This window comes from Neobacillus endophyticus (assembly GCF_013248975.1).
GTDB lineage: Bacteria > Bacillota > Bacilli > Bacillales > Cytobacillaceae > Neobacillus > Neobacillus endophyticus.
The window spans coordinates 428,853-444,524 of record NZ_JABRWH010000001.1 but is presented as its reverse complement, the minus strand read 5'-3'; the positions used below and the strand labels follow the sequence as shown (position 1 = coordinate 444,524).

12 protein-coding genes are annotated in these 15,672 nt (G+C 39.1%); all 12 read left to right on the top strand.

All coding sequences use genetic code 11. The annotated features are described in order from the left end of the window. Window positions 1–441: 441 nt before the first annotated feature. The 12 genes from HPT25_RS02205 to HPT25_RS02150 all read left to right on the top strand — a co-directional run bounded on the left by HPT25_RS02205 (window position 442) and on the right by HPT25_RS02150 (window position 15,553). A complete protein-coding gene (locus tag HPT25_RS02205; protein WP_173059307.1) occupies window positions 442–1,704 on the top strand; it encodes an ABC transporter substrate-binding protein in 1,263 nt (420 codons plus the stop codon). Between the two features lie 187 nt (window positions 1,705–1,891). Next, window positions 1,892–2,731: a carbohydrate ABC transporter permease gene (locus tag HPT25_RS02200; RefSeq protein WP_376767968.1), complete on the top strand. Its 840-nt coding sequence runs from the start codon at window positions 1,892–1,894 to the stop codon at window positions 2,729–2,731. A gap of 8 nt (window positions 2,732–2,739) precedes the next feature. After that, a complete protein-coding gene (locus HPT25_RS02195; RefSeq protein WP_173070807.1) occupies window positions 2,740–3,561 on the top strand; it encodes a carbohydrate ABC transporter permease in 822 nt (273 codons plus the stop codon). Window positions 3,562–3,584: 23 nt separating this feature from the next. Then, window positions 3,585–5,804: an alpha-galactosidase gene (locus HPT25_RS02190; protein ID WP_173059301.1), complete on the top strand. Its 2,220-nt coding sequence runs from the start codon at window positions 3,585–3,587 to the stop codon at window positions 5,802–5,804. A gap of 34 nt (window positions 5,805–5,838) precedes the next feature. Then, complete coding sequence (locus tag HPT25_RS02185; RefSeq protein ID WP_173059298.1) at window positions 5,839–7,164, top strand: alpha-glucosidase/alpha-galactosidase; 1,326 nt, start codon at window positions 5,839–5,841, stop codon at window positions 7,162–7,164. Between the two features lie 486 nt (window positions 7,165–7,650). Then, window positions 7,651–8,442 (top strand): Cof-type HAD-IIB family hydrolase, encoded by a 792-nt coding sequence (locus HPT25_RS02180; RefSeq protein ID WP_173059295.1) that lies wholly within the window; start codon window positions 7,651–7,653, stop codon window positions 8,440–8,442. Between the two features lie 502 nt (window positions 8,443–8,944). Further along, the gene (locus HPT25_RS02175) at window positions 8,945–9,907 is read left to right on the top strand and encodes a 2-hydroxyacid dehydrogenase (RefSeq protein WP_173059292.1); all 963 of its coding nucleotides are present in this window, start codon (window positions 8,945–8,947) and stop codon (window positions 9,905–9,907) included. Between the two features lie 652 nt (window positions 9,908–10,559). Beyond that, window positions 10,560–11,822, top strand: coding sequence for a sugar efflux transporter (locus tag HPT25_RS02170; protein ID WP_312857256.1), 1,263 nt, complete (start codon window positions 10,560–10,562; stop codon window positions 11,820–11,822). A 208-nt stretch (window positions 11,823–12,030) separates the two neighbouring features. Further along, window positions 12,031–12,792, top strand: coding sequence for a DODA-type extradiol aromatic ring-opening family dioxygenase (locus HPT25_RS02165; protein ID WP_173059286.1), 762 nt, complete (start codon window positions 12,031–12,033; stop codon window positions 12,790–12,792). Window positions 12,793–12,908: 116 nt separating this feature from the next. Continuing rightward, complete coding sequence (locus tag HPT25_RS02160; protein WP_173059283.1) at window positions 12,909–13,613, top strand: DsbA family protein; 705 nt, start codon at window positions 12,909–12,911, stop codon at window positions 13,611–13,613. Between the two features lies 1 nt (window position 13,614). Continuing rightward, window positions 13,615–14,019 carry a disulfide oxidoreductase gene (locus tag HPT25_RS02155; RefSeq protein ID WP_173059280.1) on the top strand — a complete coding sequence of 135 codons (405 nt, stop codon included), beginning with the start codon at window positions 13,615–13,617 and terminating at the stop codon, window positions 14,017–14,019. A 205-nt stretch (window positions 14,020–14,224) separates the two neighbouring features. Further along, on the top strand, window positions 14,225–15,553 hold the full coding sequence (locus tag HPT25_RS02150; protein ID WP_173059277.1) for a PQQ-dependent sugar dehydrogenase: 1,329 nt from the start codon (window positions 14,225–14,227) through the stop codon (window positions 15,551–15,553). Window positions 15,554–15,672 lie beyond the last annotated feature (119 nt).

Sequence of the window (15,672 nt, the reverse complement as noted above, 5' to 3'; positions counted from 1 at the left end):
ATGTCCTTCAAGGCAAGAATGAAGGCCAAACCTCGGGTTTGCCCAAGCAAAAATGTCCTTCAAGGCAGGGATGAAGGCCAAACCTCGGAATCGTCCAAGCGAAAATGTCCTTCAAGGCAGGGATGAAGGACAATACTCGAGTTTGCCCAAGTAAAATTGTCCTTCACAACGAGAATGAAGGACAGTTTTCGAAATCGCTCTTACAAATTTATTTTTACAATTAATGATTTCTTTGATAAGAAGGAAAGGTTTATTCGCTAGTAATCTACCTATAAAGAATATAGGACGTGACGGCCATCACTTATTACATACGAATAAACCCAGGGCTCCCAAAATAAGCAGGAGTACCCACTATTATATAGTACCACCTTCTTATGTCAAGTAAGTTTACTTTAAGCTTTTTGGGTTCTATGTAAGTAATTTTTCAAGGGGGACTTTTATATGAAAAAGTGGATCAAAGCTATAGCTGTTGCTGCTTCCTTTGCAACCATTGTTGCAGGCTGCTCAAGTAAAAGTACGTCATCCAATGCCTCAGGAGGTAAAGTAACCTTATCACTCTATTCAACTGTTACAAATGAATCTGACCAGAAAACATTGACAGATGTCATACAAAAATTTGAAAAGAAATATCCGAATATTGTCATTAAATATAACTATCCAGCCGATAAATATGAAGGAATGCTTCGAGTCAAAATGGCAGCGAATGATATGCCGGATTTATTTGATACGCATGGCTGGGCGAAAAAACGATACGGAAATTATGTTGAAGACTTAAGTAAAATGGATTGGGTAAAAAATCTTGACCCTGCCTTGGACCCCATCCTGAAAGATGACAAGGGAAAAGTTTATGCTTACCCATTAAACCAAGCAAAAGACGGTATTACATACAATGCGACGCTCTTGAAAAAATACGGAATCGAGCCGCCGACTACTTTTGATGAATTTATGACCGCTCTTGAAACGATTAAAAAGAAAAGCAATGCAGAAGTAACACCGCTATGGTTCAATGGTTCGGATAAATCGTCTTTCGGTCAATACTTTGACCAGTTTTTAACTCCATTGTTGGTGACGGATCCAAACCATAATTACGAAAAACAACTGTTAAATGGTACATTCGATTGGTCTAACTATACGTATCTTCCAGAAAAACTAAAGGAAATGAAAGATAAAGGATTGTTAAATGAAGACGTATTAACAGCCCAGATTCAGCAATTACCTCAGCTAATGGCACAAAATAAAATTGGATTTATTATTGGCGGGGGAATGCTGGGGCCATCTGTGAAGGAATTAAATCCAAATATTCAATTGGGGATCATTCCAATGCCTGTTATTCAAAGTGGGGATAAGCCGGTTTGGATTGGCGGGGAACGTCACACACTTGCGGTATGGAAGGATTCGAAGTATAAGAAAGAAGCAGAACAATTTATCGAGTTTATATCACAGCCGGAGATGGTCAAAGAAATTGCTGAAGGAACCTCATTACCGGCAGGGTTAACGAATACGGATGCCACAAACTATTACTCTAAAGACTATGAAACATATAAGGATGCCAGAGTGGAGCCATATTTTGACCGTTTATATTTGCCAAGTGGTATGTGGGATGTTTTGGGAGAAACTGGACAGGAATTGGTAGCTGGCAAAATGACACCGAAGCAAGTATCACAAAAAGTAGGCGAGGAATTCAAGCGCCTTAGCAAACAATAACAATGAAGAGTATAACTAGTGTGATCCGGGGGTCGGAACAGCCAAAAGAGCCCCGGATACAGCTGGAAAGATCCTTAATAGGAGTTGAATGCCGGTGATTGGAGCGGAAACTCAAAAAGCCAGTGTCACGAAAACAAAAGTTAGAAGAAATAAATTGAAAAGACAGCAGGAATCATCTCTATGGTGGATGTACCTTCCTGCTCTAGCTGTAGTATGCTTTTTCATTATTTATCCGTTTCTTGATGGTTTAAAAATTTCTTTTACTAACTGGGATGGTTTTTCTCAAACCTTTGATTATGTTGGCTTTAAGCAATATACAAGATTACTAAAGGATCCTGATACATGGCTCGTGGTGGGAAATACCTTGCTTTACGGGCTAGGAAGCACCATTTTTCAAAATGTTTTAGGGCTGCTTTATGCCTTATTACTGAATCAGAGTATAAAAGCACGTGCTATTACTCGAACGATTGTTTACCTTCCAGTTATCATTAGTCCATTAATTATGGGGTATATTTGGTATTTCTTCTTTGCCTACCAAGACGGGGCTTTAAACGATGCCTTGCAGTTTTTTGGGCTGCATAAGATCAATGCATTGGGTGATCCCAATATGAATAAATGGCTGATTGTGTTCGTCAATACGTATCAATTTGTTGGGATTGCCATGATTATTTATTTAGCAGGACTGCAAAGTATTTCAAAAGATTACTATGAAGCGGCACAGATGGACGGCGCAACCGCATTTCAACAGTTTAAAAACATCACGTTGCCATTATTAATGCCTTCTGTCACCATCAATATGGTTTTAAACATTATCGGTGGGTTGAAATTGTTTGATGTAATCATTGCTCTTACTGGAGGCGGGCCTGGAAATGCCTCACAATCAATGTCCACGTTTATGTATGATTTATATTTTAATAGACAGGATGCTGGCTATGCCGCAACGGAAGGTATTTTAATGGCAGTTATGATCTTAGTGATCAGTTTGGCAGCATTGATTTTCTTTAAACGCAAGGAGGTTGAGGCATAGTGGTGTACATGGATAAGCAAAAGAAAGTAATTTTGACGGTTATTGCTGCTTTCATCACCTTGTTTCATTTAATTCCATTTTATATTTTGATTACAACCTCGTTAAAAGAAAAAGGAGATTTCAGCTCAAAATGGGTTTTTCCAAAACATATAACATTGGCAAACTTTTCGGATGCCTGGCAGGCGGCAAATTTGGGAAATGCCTTTATTAATTCACTGATTATTACCTTTTTTTCAGCTGTATTATTAATCTTTTTTGGCTCATTGGCGGCCTATCCTCTGGCAAGACGGCAAACCAAGTTAAATAAGTATGTTTACGTGATTTTTATCGCGGTCATGGTGATTCCCCCATTAACAGCTTTAGTGCCTTTATACAAGTTAGTCGTTGATATTGGCTTGATGAATACCCATTTGGTTGCGATTTTGAATAATGTTGCGGCTTATATGCCATTAACGATTTTCTTGTATTCGGGATTTATCCGTTCGACGATTCCAAAAGAGCTTGAGGAAGCGGCGAAAATAGATGGGGCGAGTACAATTGGGACATTCTACAAAGTGGTTTTTCCATTGTTAAAACCAGTTACTGCTTCAATTTTGATTATTTCCTGTGTATTTATCTGGAATGATTACCAATTTGCGATTTTCTTCCTTCAGGCTGACGAAATGAAAACATTAACCGTCGCGCTATCAGGATTCTTTGGACAAAATACAAACAACCTAAACCTTGTTGCCTCTGCTGCTATTATGGCAGTTGCCCCGATGGTGGTCCTATTTCTATTCTTACAAAAACATTTTATTCAGGGGTTGGCCTCCGGTTCTGTGAAAGGTTAATTAGGTTTTGAAGGAGAATGTAAATGCCTATTTATTTTAATAAGGACATACAGGAATTTCATCTTCAGTCTGAAAAACTAAGTTATATTTTCAACATTTTAAAAAACGATCAATTAGGGCACTTATATTTCGGGAAAAGGCTTAGACACAGGGAATCCTTTTCTCACCTCTATACGAGTATAGAGAAGGCAAACATTGCTTGTGTATTTGAGGGAGATTTGTCATTTTCCCTTGATACAACCAAACAGGAATATCCTTCTTATGGGACAACGGATTTTCGGGAACCGGCCTATCAAATTTCACAGGAAAATGGCAGCCGTATTTCCAACTTTATATACAAAGATCACCGAATCTATAAAGGTAAGTCTAAGCTTGAGAGGCTTCCTGCTACATATGTCGAACAGGAAAATGAAGCTGCTACGTTGGAAATCTCCTTATATGATGATGTGATAGATGCAGAAATCATTTTGTGCTATACCATCTATGAAAAAATAAGTGTGATTACCCGCAGTGCCAAATTTATGAACCATGGCAGAGAAAATCTGAACCTTACTAGAGCAATGAGTATGAGTATTGATTTCTTTGATTCTGATTTTGAAATAATCCATTTATCAGGTGGTTGGGCCAGAGAGCGGCATGTTAAAACCAGAAAACTCGAAACGGGAATTCAAAGTATCTCCAGTGCAAGAGGAACAAGCAGCAGCCAGCAAAATCCATTCCTGGCTTTAAAGCGTCCAGAAACAACGGAGCATCAAGGGGAAGTTTATGGATTTAGCTTGGTTTACAGTGGTAATTTTCTGGCCCAGGCAGAAGTAGATTATTATAGTGTTTCCCGCATCATGATGGGAATTCATCCTTTTGATTTTAATTGGCTGCTAGAAAGCGGCGAGAGTTTTCAAACTCCTGAAGTGGTGATGGTATTCTCCGACCAAGGACTAAACGGTATGAGTCAAATCTATCATTCTTTGTACAGGACGAGACTTGCTAGAGGGAACTGGCGTGACAAGGAGAGACCGATCCTCATCAACAATTGGGAAGGCACCTACTTTGACTTTAATGATGAGAAAATTCTTGAAATGGCAAGTGCCGCAAAGGAACTGGGCGTTGAATTGTTTGTGTTAGATGATGGATGGTTTGGCAGGCGTGATGACGATACCACTTCATTGGGTGATTGGTTTGCAGACAAAAGAAAGATGCCAAATGGAATTAAGGGACTCGCAGAAAAGATCAACGATTTAGGGTTGTTATTCGGATTATGGTTTGAACCAGAAATGGTTTCAAAAATGAGTGAATTATACAACGCTCATCCCGACTGGATTATTCAGGTGCCGAATAGAAGGCTGTCACATGGGAGAAATCAATATGTGCTTGATTTTTCACGAAGTGATGTCGTGGATTACATTTTTGACATGATGTCAAAAGTTCTGTGTGATACCTCGATTTCCTATGTGAAGTGGGATATGAACCGGTACATGACCGAAATTGGGTCTCGGACGTTAGCTGCTGACCGTCAGAGAGAAGTGGCACATCGCTATATTTTGGGTGTGTATGATTTATACGATAGACTGACCTCGGAATTTCCAGATATCCTTTTTGAATCATGTGCAAGCGGGGGATGCCGCTTTGATCCAGGAATGCTATATTATGCTCCACAAGCCTGGGCTAGTGATAATACGGATGCGGTCGAACGGTTGAAAATTCAATATGGGACATCTTTTGTCTATCCAGTAAGTTCGATTGGAGCGCATGTCTCTGCTGTACCGAACCATCAGGTTGGCAGAATCACCAGTTTGGAGACGAGAGCTAATGTTGCCTTTTTTGGCACCTTTGGCTATGAGCTGGATGTGACAAAAATGTCTGTGGAAGAAAAACAGATCGTAAAGGAGCAAACAAATTTTTATAAAAAACATCGCAAGCTATTGCAAACAGGAACCTTTTATCGGCTTCACAGTCCTTTCGATAAGGATGGTAATGTTACCAGCTGGATGGTAGTTTCAGAGAATCAAAAAGAAGCTCTAGTTGGGCGTTATCAAGTATTGGCAAAACCGAATTCAGGTTATGAACGACTTCTGTTAAAAGGATTACATAATGAACTGGAGTATGAAATCGAAGGAATGAACGGTTCTTTTTATGGTGATGAATTAATGAATGCGGGTATTCAACTGGATCAAGTAATCCCAGGTTTGTTGCAATGGGGTGACTTTACCTCACAGATTTTTAAACTAATGTGCCGGTCCAAGTAAAAATATCGATACAGAAAATAAGGAGGATGTTTCCATGTTGAAAATTACTTTTTTAGGTGCGGGAAGTACAGTGTTTGCCAAAAATGTCCTAGGGGATTGCATGCTTGTTCCAGCTTTAGAGGGATTTGAATTTGCGCTTTATGATATAGATGAACAAAGATTAAGAGATTCTGAGAACATGCTTCGCAATTTGCAAGAAAACCTGCATAAAAACATAAAAATTAAAGCTTATTTAAATCGGAAGGAAGCGTTAACAGGTGCAAAATATGTCATTAATGCTATTCAAGTTGGCGGCTATCGACCAAGCACAGTGATTGATTTTGAAATTCCGAAAAAGTATGGATTACGACAAACAATTGCTGATACTGTTGGGATTGGCGGAATCTTCCGCAACCTAAGAACAATCCCGGTAATGCTTGATTTTGCCAAGGACATGGAAGAGGTATGTCCTGATGCACTTTTCTTAAACTATACGAACCCGATGGCGGTATTAACAGGGGTAATGAACCGCTTCACAGCAATCCAAACAGTAGGCCTGTGCCACAGTGTTCAAGTATGTACGAAAGAATTATTTCAATCATTGGGTATGGATCATGAAGGGATACAGGAAAAGGTTGCAGGGATTAACCATATGGCTTGGCTGCTAGAAGTAAAAAGAAACGGTGAAGATCTATATCCGGAAATTAAAAGACGAGCAAGAGATAAGCAAAAAGTCAAACACCATGATATGGTACGATTTGAATTAATGGAAAAATTCGGTTACTATGTTACGGAATCCTCTGAGCATAATGCGGAATATCATCCATACTTTATAAAGTCACGATATCCGGAGTTAATTGAAAAATACAATATCCCGCTTGATGAGTATCCGCGCCGTTGTGAGAATCAAATAAAGAACTGGGAAACAATGAGAGAGGATTTAGTCCATAATAAGGCTCTGGAACATGTCCGCTCTAAAGAATACGGATCAAGAATAATAGAAGCAATTGAAACAAATATTCCCTTCAAATTTGGCGGCAATGTTCTGAATACAGGAAGATTAATCAGTAACCTGCCAGAAAAAGCCTGTGTGGAAGTTCCTTGTATTGCAGACCGGAGCGGCATTACCCCAACCTATGTGGGTGAGTTACCTGAACAACTGGCGGCACTCAATCGCACCAACATTAATACACAGTTGTTAACAATTGAAGCGGCAATGACACACAAACGGGATTATATTTACCAGGCTGCCATGTTAGACCCGCATACTGCTGCAGAATTATCGCTGGATGATATTGTATTATTGTGTGATGAGTTGATTGAGGCGCATGGAGACTGGCTTCCGCGATTCAAGAAAAATGAAATCTTTGCGGCTTTATAAACTTCAGGCGTGAATTCTAAAAGAATTCGCGCCTTGTTTTTTTGTTATACAAACAACATTTTCATATCATGTTCAAATTCAAATCCTTTGATTGGTTAACGAATTGATAGATTAGTAAGATTAATAGTATTCGAACCAATAGTGTAACAAGTCATTTATATGCTTTATTCGAAAGATAAGTTTTTTTATTTTTTTCTTGATATGAAATGCGTTTCATACATTACACTAAAAACAACTCAAATGAGGAGAATTGGATAAGGTGCTTTTTCTTTTTCTGAGATGGCAATGAAATAATGACTCTAACACATGACTTTAAAAGAAAAAGCATTTCAAGTATGATAGGTATGGTTGTTGTTTAATCGTTTAATGCATTGCAGTAATCCAATAATAAATCGTTATTACTTTAAAAATACCTTATTCAACAAACAAAGGGCCATAACGCGCTGTGTTGAAAGTGATAAAATTAGAAATAATGGGGGAACAGCAATGAAAAAACAAATGATCTTTTTCGATATTGACGGAACATTACTTGATCATGATAAAAAATTGCCTGTATCAACGAAAAAAGCTGTAAATAGATTAAAAGAGTTAGGGCACGAGCTTGCTATTGCAACAGGCCGGGCTCCGTTTATGTTTGAAAATTTACGGGAAGAGCTTGGAATTCATACGTATGTCAGCTTTAATGGCCAGTATGTTGTCCATAACGGCAAACCAGTATTTCAAAATCCTTTGGATCGGGAAGAACTTCATTTGTTAACAGAGTATTCCAAAGGGATTGACAATCCACTCATCTATGAAAGTCATGATAAAATGTATGCAAATGTAGAGAATCATACCTACATTGAAGAGGGAATCGGCTCTTTGAAAATTACTAGTGAACCAATCTATAACCCTCACTTTTACAAAAATAACAATATCTATCAAACTTTGCTTTTTTGTACAGAGAAATATGAAGAAGAATACCGTGATAGATTCGGCAAGTTTGAGTTTGTCAGATGGCATGAATATTCCATGGATGTCCTGCCGGCTGGCGGATCAAAAGCAAAAGGGATTGAAGCGCTTATCAAACATTTAAATATCCCGATGGACCATGTATATGCATTTGGTGACGGGCTAAACGATATCGAAATGCTATCCTTTGTCAAAAATAGCATTGCCATGGGCAACGCCGAAGACAGAGTCAAAGAAGTTGCTAAATATGTAACAAAAGATGTGAATGAGGATGGAATATTAAAAGGACTGCAATTAGTCGGATTATTAGATGAAGAGGCCGTTTAACATTTGCAATTGAATCTTTCCTTGGGGTACTTGCTCTTCTCCAGCGTCATTTTATGGTGCTGGATTTTTTTAGCCGATAGGAAAGTATAACTTTCCTATCAGGCATAATGGCACTAAGGAATGCTTCGTGAGCATTAGCTCCGCAGTCGAAAAGCTGTGCTTTTCGGCGAACTACGCCTCTGTCTTCGCCCTGCCTGGCTCGCCAGTCGGCGAGTTTTCTTTATTTGGCTTATTAAAGCGAGTTTTGATTATTTTGATAGTTGATTGGCACGGAAGGGCGCGAAGACTCTTCGAAAATGTTACCACATTTCCTTTGAGCATTGGCGTGCTTAAGGAAGCATCATGCTTGGAGTACTTTTGATGATTCGGAGTGGAAGTTGTCTTTCACTCCGTTAGTGTATTAGAGAATGGTTTCAATAGGAAATTTGAGGATTGTGACTTACGATAAATGAGAAGAATAAATGGAATCGTTTTATAAATATCATAAAGGGTGCGGATTGGATTGAAACCTAAAGTTTATATTACAAGAAAAATTCCTGATGAAATTGTGACGAAGATTGAAATGGAATGTGAGATTAGGATGTGGAATGAACCTGAGATCCCAGTGCCGCGCGAAGTTCTGGAAAAAGAAATTGCGGATGCAGAAGGTCTGTTTTGCTTAATAACAGAAACTATTGACAGGGAACTGCTTGAAAAGGCTAGAAGGCTTAAGGTGATCAGCAATATGGCAGTTGGCTACAATAATATCGATATTAAAGCTGCAAAAGAAAAAAAGATTATCGTCACCAATACACCTGGTGTTTTAACTGAAACAACAGCCGATTTAACCTTCGCCTTGTTAATGGCAACAGCTAGAAGACTGGTAGAATCCTCGGATTATTTAAGAAGAGGGGACTGGAAAACATGGTCTCCAATGCAATTGACGGGGCAAGATGTCTATGGTGCCACGCTTGGCATCATCGGCATGGGGCGAATTGGAACGGCACTTGCAAGACGAGCAAATGGGTTTGATATGAAGATCCTTTACCATAATCGGAGCCGAAAATATCAAATAGAAAATGAGTTAAATGTAAAGTTTGCTGAGCTTGAAACCTTGTTAAAAGAATCAGACTTTGTTTGTATTATGACACCATATAGCAATGAGACAAAAGGGCTCATCAGTACCCGTGAATTATCGCTAATGAAAAACACTGCTATTCTGATCAATACCGCAAGGGGCGGAATTGTTAATGAAGACGATCTTTATCTTGCTTTAAAGAAGGGTACCATTTGGGCCGCTGGCTTAGATGTATATGAGGAGGAACCAATATCTCAAGATCATCCGCTTCTCACTCTTCCAAACGTGGTCACCATTCCCCACATTGGCAGTGCAAGTGTTAAAACAAGGTTAAAAATGGCTGAATTAGCCGCGGAAAATATGATGTTGGTTTTAAAAAATGAGCAGCCAAAGAACGTTGTAGGTTAAAAAAGGCGTATTCTAGGGAGCCTTTAAAGGTAGCGGAAAATAATTTGTTTATGTTGTTGGGAGATGAAAACCGAAAGAGCATCGTAGTAATAAAGCTTCCAATAACTCATTAAACAAATGATAGCAGAGGGATGTTAAGCCTTCTGCTTTTTTTCTGACGCTATGTTAAAGAACATTGTCGATATATACACACTGTTGATTGGAGAGTAAGGCACGAAGACTCCTTGAAAATACTAACGCATTTCCTTTGTGCGTGGGCGGATTCAAGGAAGTATTCAGTGTCCTTCGGGAGTACGGCTGGAGAGACCCCGCAGGTGCTTAAGCGCCGAGTAAGTTCCCTGACACGCCCGCGAACCGCTTGTGCCTGGAGCGGAAATCAACAGTCAAGTTTAATTGAGATTTTCTGAATGAAATTGTTTGGTTATTTTTTCTTAATGTCTATACTAAAAATATAAATGAATAGACAATTAACGAATAAGATTTATAATATTAGTTGTAATCGATTTACTTTTTATAGGGATTTGCTTAAAGATAATTCCCTTAATCTAAATGTGGGGAATAATGTCCAGTGGTGGATGATTCATTCCCTGATATTAAGTCGATTGGAAAATAAGAATACTAAACTTATATCTATACTAAAATAATAGGGCTGGTGATTGACTTGAAAAATATTGCTTTTTCAAAGGTGAGAGAACGAGTGCTTTTCGTATGGAGGATTCCTTCCTTTCCAGTCCTGTTTCTCATCAATTTCATACTAGGGTTTGCCTCGTCCTTTTTTGCTCCTTTTTCTTCAATATTTGGAATTGATGAAGTGAAAATGAGCAATATTGGTTTTGGGATATTTATGACGATTACGGCAGTTGGTGGGGTGACCATCAGCAGTTATATTGCAAAGCTGTCGGATACGAATACAAGCAGAAAAAAGTTGTTGATTTTAACCTCATTTTCAGGGGTTTTAGGATACATCTTATATGCATTTTTAAGAAATTATTTGGCCCTTGCTTTTACAGGATTTTTTGTCTTGGGAGTAACGGCTGCTGCGATTCCGCAGCTTTGGGCATATGCTCGTGATGCCCTTAAAGCGGCAGATATCCCAAATGAAGAGACACCGTTCATCATGAATATTTTTCGAATGTTTTTTGCCCTGTCATGGACGGTAGGTCCGGCACTTGGATCGTGGCTGTTGATGACGGTCGGTTTTAAAGGATTGTTTTTATTTGTAGCGGCAGGTTATTTCCTTGCCTATGTGACGATTGTTTTTCTGTTAAGGGATGTTCCAAGACAGCAATCAGCACTACATAAAGCTCCTTCAGTTGGCAACTATGTAAAAAAGCCATATATTCTTGCTTACCTTGCTGCGGCATTTCTTCTGTCAGCTGCTACTTCCATTCATATGCTGAATGTACCGCAATTTGTAACGAAGGTTCTGCATGGGTCTGAAATGGACGTTGGGGTTATTTTTAGTGTGCCGCCGATTTTTGAGGTTCCGTTTATGATCATTGTCGGAGTCCTTGCAACTAAAATCAATAATGCTATTTTAATTAAAATAGGCTATTCGATTGCGTTTATCTATTATTTATTATTTGGATTTGTTCAGTCACCATGGCAGATCTATTTGATTCAATTTTTAAGTGCTGCCCAAGTATCGATTACTGCCGGAATCGCTATTGCCTATTTTCAGGACTTTATTCCAGAAGCTCCAGGAATCGCAACAACTCTTTATATGAATACAACTCAAATCGGTTCGACGATTGGTTATCTGTTATTCGGAACCATTTCGGAAGTGATCAGCTATGGCCATGTGATTACGGTTTATACGATTTTTGCCGGAGTCGGTTTGTTGTCACTCCTTCTATTTGGAAAACAAAAGCTTGCAAGGACAACAAGTGTATCGACTGAAAGAACAATTCATTAGGTAAAGGTTAAATTGATGTCCTTTCAAACTGAAGAGAATTATAGATTGGTTTTATCTTCAAACTTTGGCACATGAAAGCAGGGATCATCCCAAGCTTGTTTTTTTGGCTGAATTTGTAATGAAAGATTTAAACCATGTTTCATTTTGACTTTATGAAATAAGCTAATATATAGTATGTACATCAATATTAAACAAGGGAGTCAAAAATATGATGCCGTCGTTATTTTTAGCTCATGGTTCACCGATGCTGGCACTGGAAGATACTCTATATACACATTTTTTGTCAGATCTTGGGGGTAAACTTCAGCCAAAAGCCATTGTGATTTTTACTGCTCATTGGGAAAAAGAAGTATTAACGGTCTCTGCTATTGATCAAACGTACGAAACGATTTATGATTTTTACGGCTTTCCTCCAGAGTTATATGAAATCAAATATCCGGCAAAAGGCTCTGTCAGCCTTGCTGAGAAAATTCAAACACTGTTTGCAGATGCCGGCATAACTGCAAATTTGGACACAACCAGAGGTCTTGATCACGGATCATGGACACTTTTGTATAAAATGTATCCGCAGGCAAATATCCCGGTCGTACAAATTTCGGTCCATCCATTTTTAGAACCGGAAAAACAATATCGCATTGGAAAAGCGATGAAGGAATTGTCCAATGAAGATGTTTTAATTATTGGGAGCGGGGTTACCGTCCATAATTTGCGGATCATCAATTGGAATCAGACAGAACCCGAGCCTTGGGCTGTCCAATTTGACGATTGGTTAATTGATAAAATGGAAAAGCAGGATCTGATTAGTCTATTTCAATATGAAAAATTAGCTCCGAATGCAAGTCTTGCTGTTCCTCGACCAGAGCATTTTGTTCCTTTGTTCATTGCAATGGGGTGCGGTTCAAATCAGCCGAAAACCATTTTCCGCAGCTATGAGTTAGGAACATTAAGTTATTTATGTATGCAATTTTAAAAATGCCACTTGGATGGCATTTTTTATTTGCAATCTTAACAAAGATAAGTAATATTTAAACTAACCGAAATTATTGCTTCATTATATTTACTAATAGTCCTAAAAGGAGTTTTATTATGGGAAAGCAGACAAAGAATCCGAATAAGCAAGTGAATTCTTCAGCTAAATTCACTTTTTGGATGATTGGTTTGGTTGCAGTATGCATTTTGGCGTTTATTTTTCTAGGCAATCATTCCAAAAAGCAAGAAGAAACAAAAACAACCACGAGTGCTATTGATTATTCAAATGAGCCCTTTCTTGGGAAAAAGACAGCCCCGGTTTCCATTATTGAATTTGGTGATTACAAATGCCCAAATTGTAAAAATTTCTCGGCAACCGTTGTTCCCCTTATTCAAAAAGAGTTAATCAATACCGGGAAAGCAAAATTTTATTTTATGAATGATTCATTTATTAATGTGGATTCCGAGCGGGCAGCCAAATTTGCTGAAGCGGTTTATCATGAGCTTGGAAATGACACGTTTTGGAAATTTCATGAACTTCTTTACAAAAAGCAAAATCCTAAAGATGAAAAGGTTGATGTGTTTACGGAATCCTTTTTGACAGATACGTTAAAGCAAGTTGCAAACCAATCTGATGTGGATAAAGTGGTTCACTACTTTGATGCAAATAAATCGAATGCTGCATGGAAAAAAGATATAAATTATGCAGATCAATTAGGAGTTACAGGCACTCCTACCTTGTTTGTTAATGGAAAAATGTTCGATGGCAAGACAATGGATGATTTAATAAAAATGGTTAATCAAGCCGCAAAGGGGAAATAGCATGAATAAATCACTGCTGTTTGCCTGGATTGCTGCTGTTATTGCCACACTTGGCAGCCTGTACTTTAGTGAAGTTATGCATTTTATTCCCTGTACACTATGCTGGTATCAGCGGATATTTATGTACCCGTTGGCGATTATTTTAGGAATTGCGTTTTACAAAAATGATAGAGATATTTATAAATATGTGCTTCCCCTATCCATTATCGGTATGTTTATTTCAGGCTATCATTTACTGCTGCAAAAAATTCCATATTTACAGCAGTTTGAAATGTGTACTACTGGAGTTCCGTGTTCAAAGGATTACATAAACTGGCTTGGATTTATCACTATCCCGATGCTGGCCTTCATAGCTTTTACAATTATTACTGTTAGCTTGGTTAGTTTACAGCGCAGATCAAGATAAGACTATCCGTCATGGGATAGTCTTTTTTTTGGAATGAAGCACGGGGACTCTTGAATATTTTTATAGAAAAGGCTTTGTTAAGTAGACCTATTGATTTGGCGCTAAAAAAGCGAACATCTGTGGACGGCTCAGGGAGTTACCTTGGCGCGGGCGGGGACTGCCCCTTTAACATGGCCATATAAAAAGGAAAAAGAGGTGAAATGGCATGGTCCAAACTGTCCAGCCAAAACGCACGTATCGTACAGAAAGGATTATGCTTCCTACAGGCTATAAAATAGAAGTGGTTGAAAAAGATTTAACTACCCCGATTGGCCTTACTATAACAGATCAAAATGAACTTCTCATTGCCGATGCCGGTATCACATCTGGAAAGGGAAAAGTATATAGGATGACTGCAACAGGGCCAACATTGTTAGCAGATGGTTTTAATCCGCCGTTGACCGGTATCACTTTCTATAAGGGAAATGTATATGTTTCCCATCGTGGTGTCATTACCCGCGTAAGTCTTGACGGTAAGAAACAAGATTTGATTACAGGTCTGCCGAGCTATGGTGACCATCATAACAATCGTGTCGTCTTTGGTGCGGATGGAAAAATGTATTTTGGTCAGGGAACAGCAACCAATTCAGGAATTGTCGGTGAGGATAATCATTGGCTCAAGAGGTATCCATTTTTCCATGACTATCCTGGAGCATATGTACAAGTTGCCGGAGAAAACTTTAAAACGGAAGACTTGTTAACAGATGGTGCAAAGGATATTGCTCGGACAGGGCCTTATTCCCCATTTGGGGTGCCAGTATATCCAAATGAAATCATAAAGCCAATGGTGAAAGCGAGCGGCAGTATTTTAAGAGCCAATGTGGATGGCTCCGGACTTGAGTTGTTTGCCTGGGGGTTACGGAATCCATTTGGGCTCAAATTTGACCGTTATCAAAATCTGTTTTGTACAAATCATGGAATGGATGTACGTGGAAGCAGACCGGTAGTAGAATCGCCGGATGAATTTCAATGGGTGAGGCAAGGAATGTGGTATGGTTGGCCTGATTATACGGGCGGATTGCCAGTGACGAATCCAAAGTTTAAACCAGAGGGACAAAGTCAGTTGAGATTTCTGTTGGCCAGACATCCGATGGTTCCCCCAAAACCGATAGCGGTGTTTGCATCACATTCGGCATCAATGGGATTTGACTTTAATTATCATCCCTCTTTTGGCGCAACAAATGAAGCATTCATCGCCGAATTTGGCAGTGAAGCTCCGGAAACAACCGGAGGGAAGCTGACACCAGTGGTCGGCCACAGGGTCTCGCGAATTAATCCCAGCACTGGCAAAATAACTGTCTTTGCCATGAACGAAAGAGGAGTTCCTGCCTCTGAATCAGATGGAGGAGGGGTCGAAAGACCAATTGATATTGTGTTTAGCAAAGAGGGGGAATTGTATATTGTTGATTTTGGCTATCGGAAACCTCCAGGAACGGGGGAGGGGTACATTCCGCAAACAGGTGTGGTGTGGAAGGTAACAAGGCAACCGTTTTAGAAATAGATGCGCTTCGCCCCTTTAAAAATAGAGCGGTGTGGAAGAAGAAGCGCTTGACGAGAATAAAAACAATTTATTCGAAAGAGATTCTAGTAGAATCCTAAAACATGCCAATATTT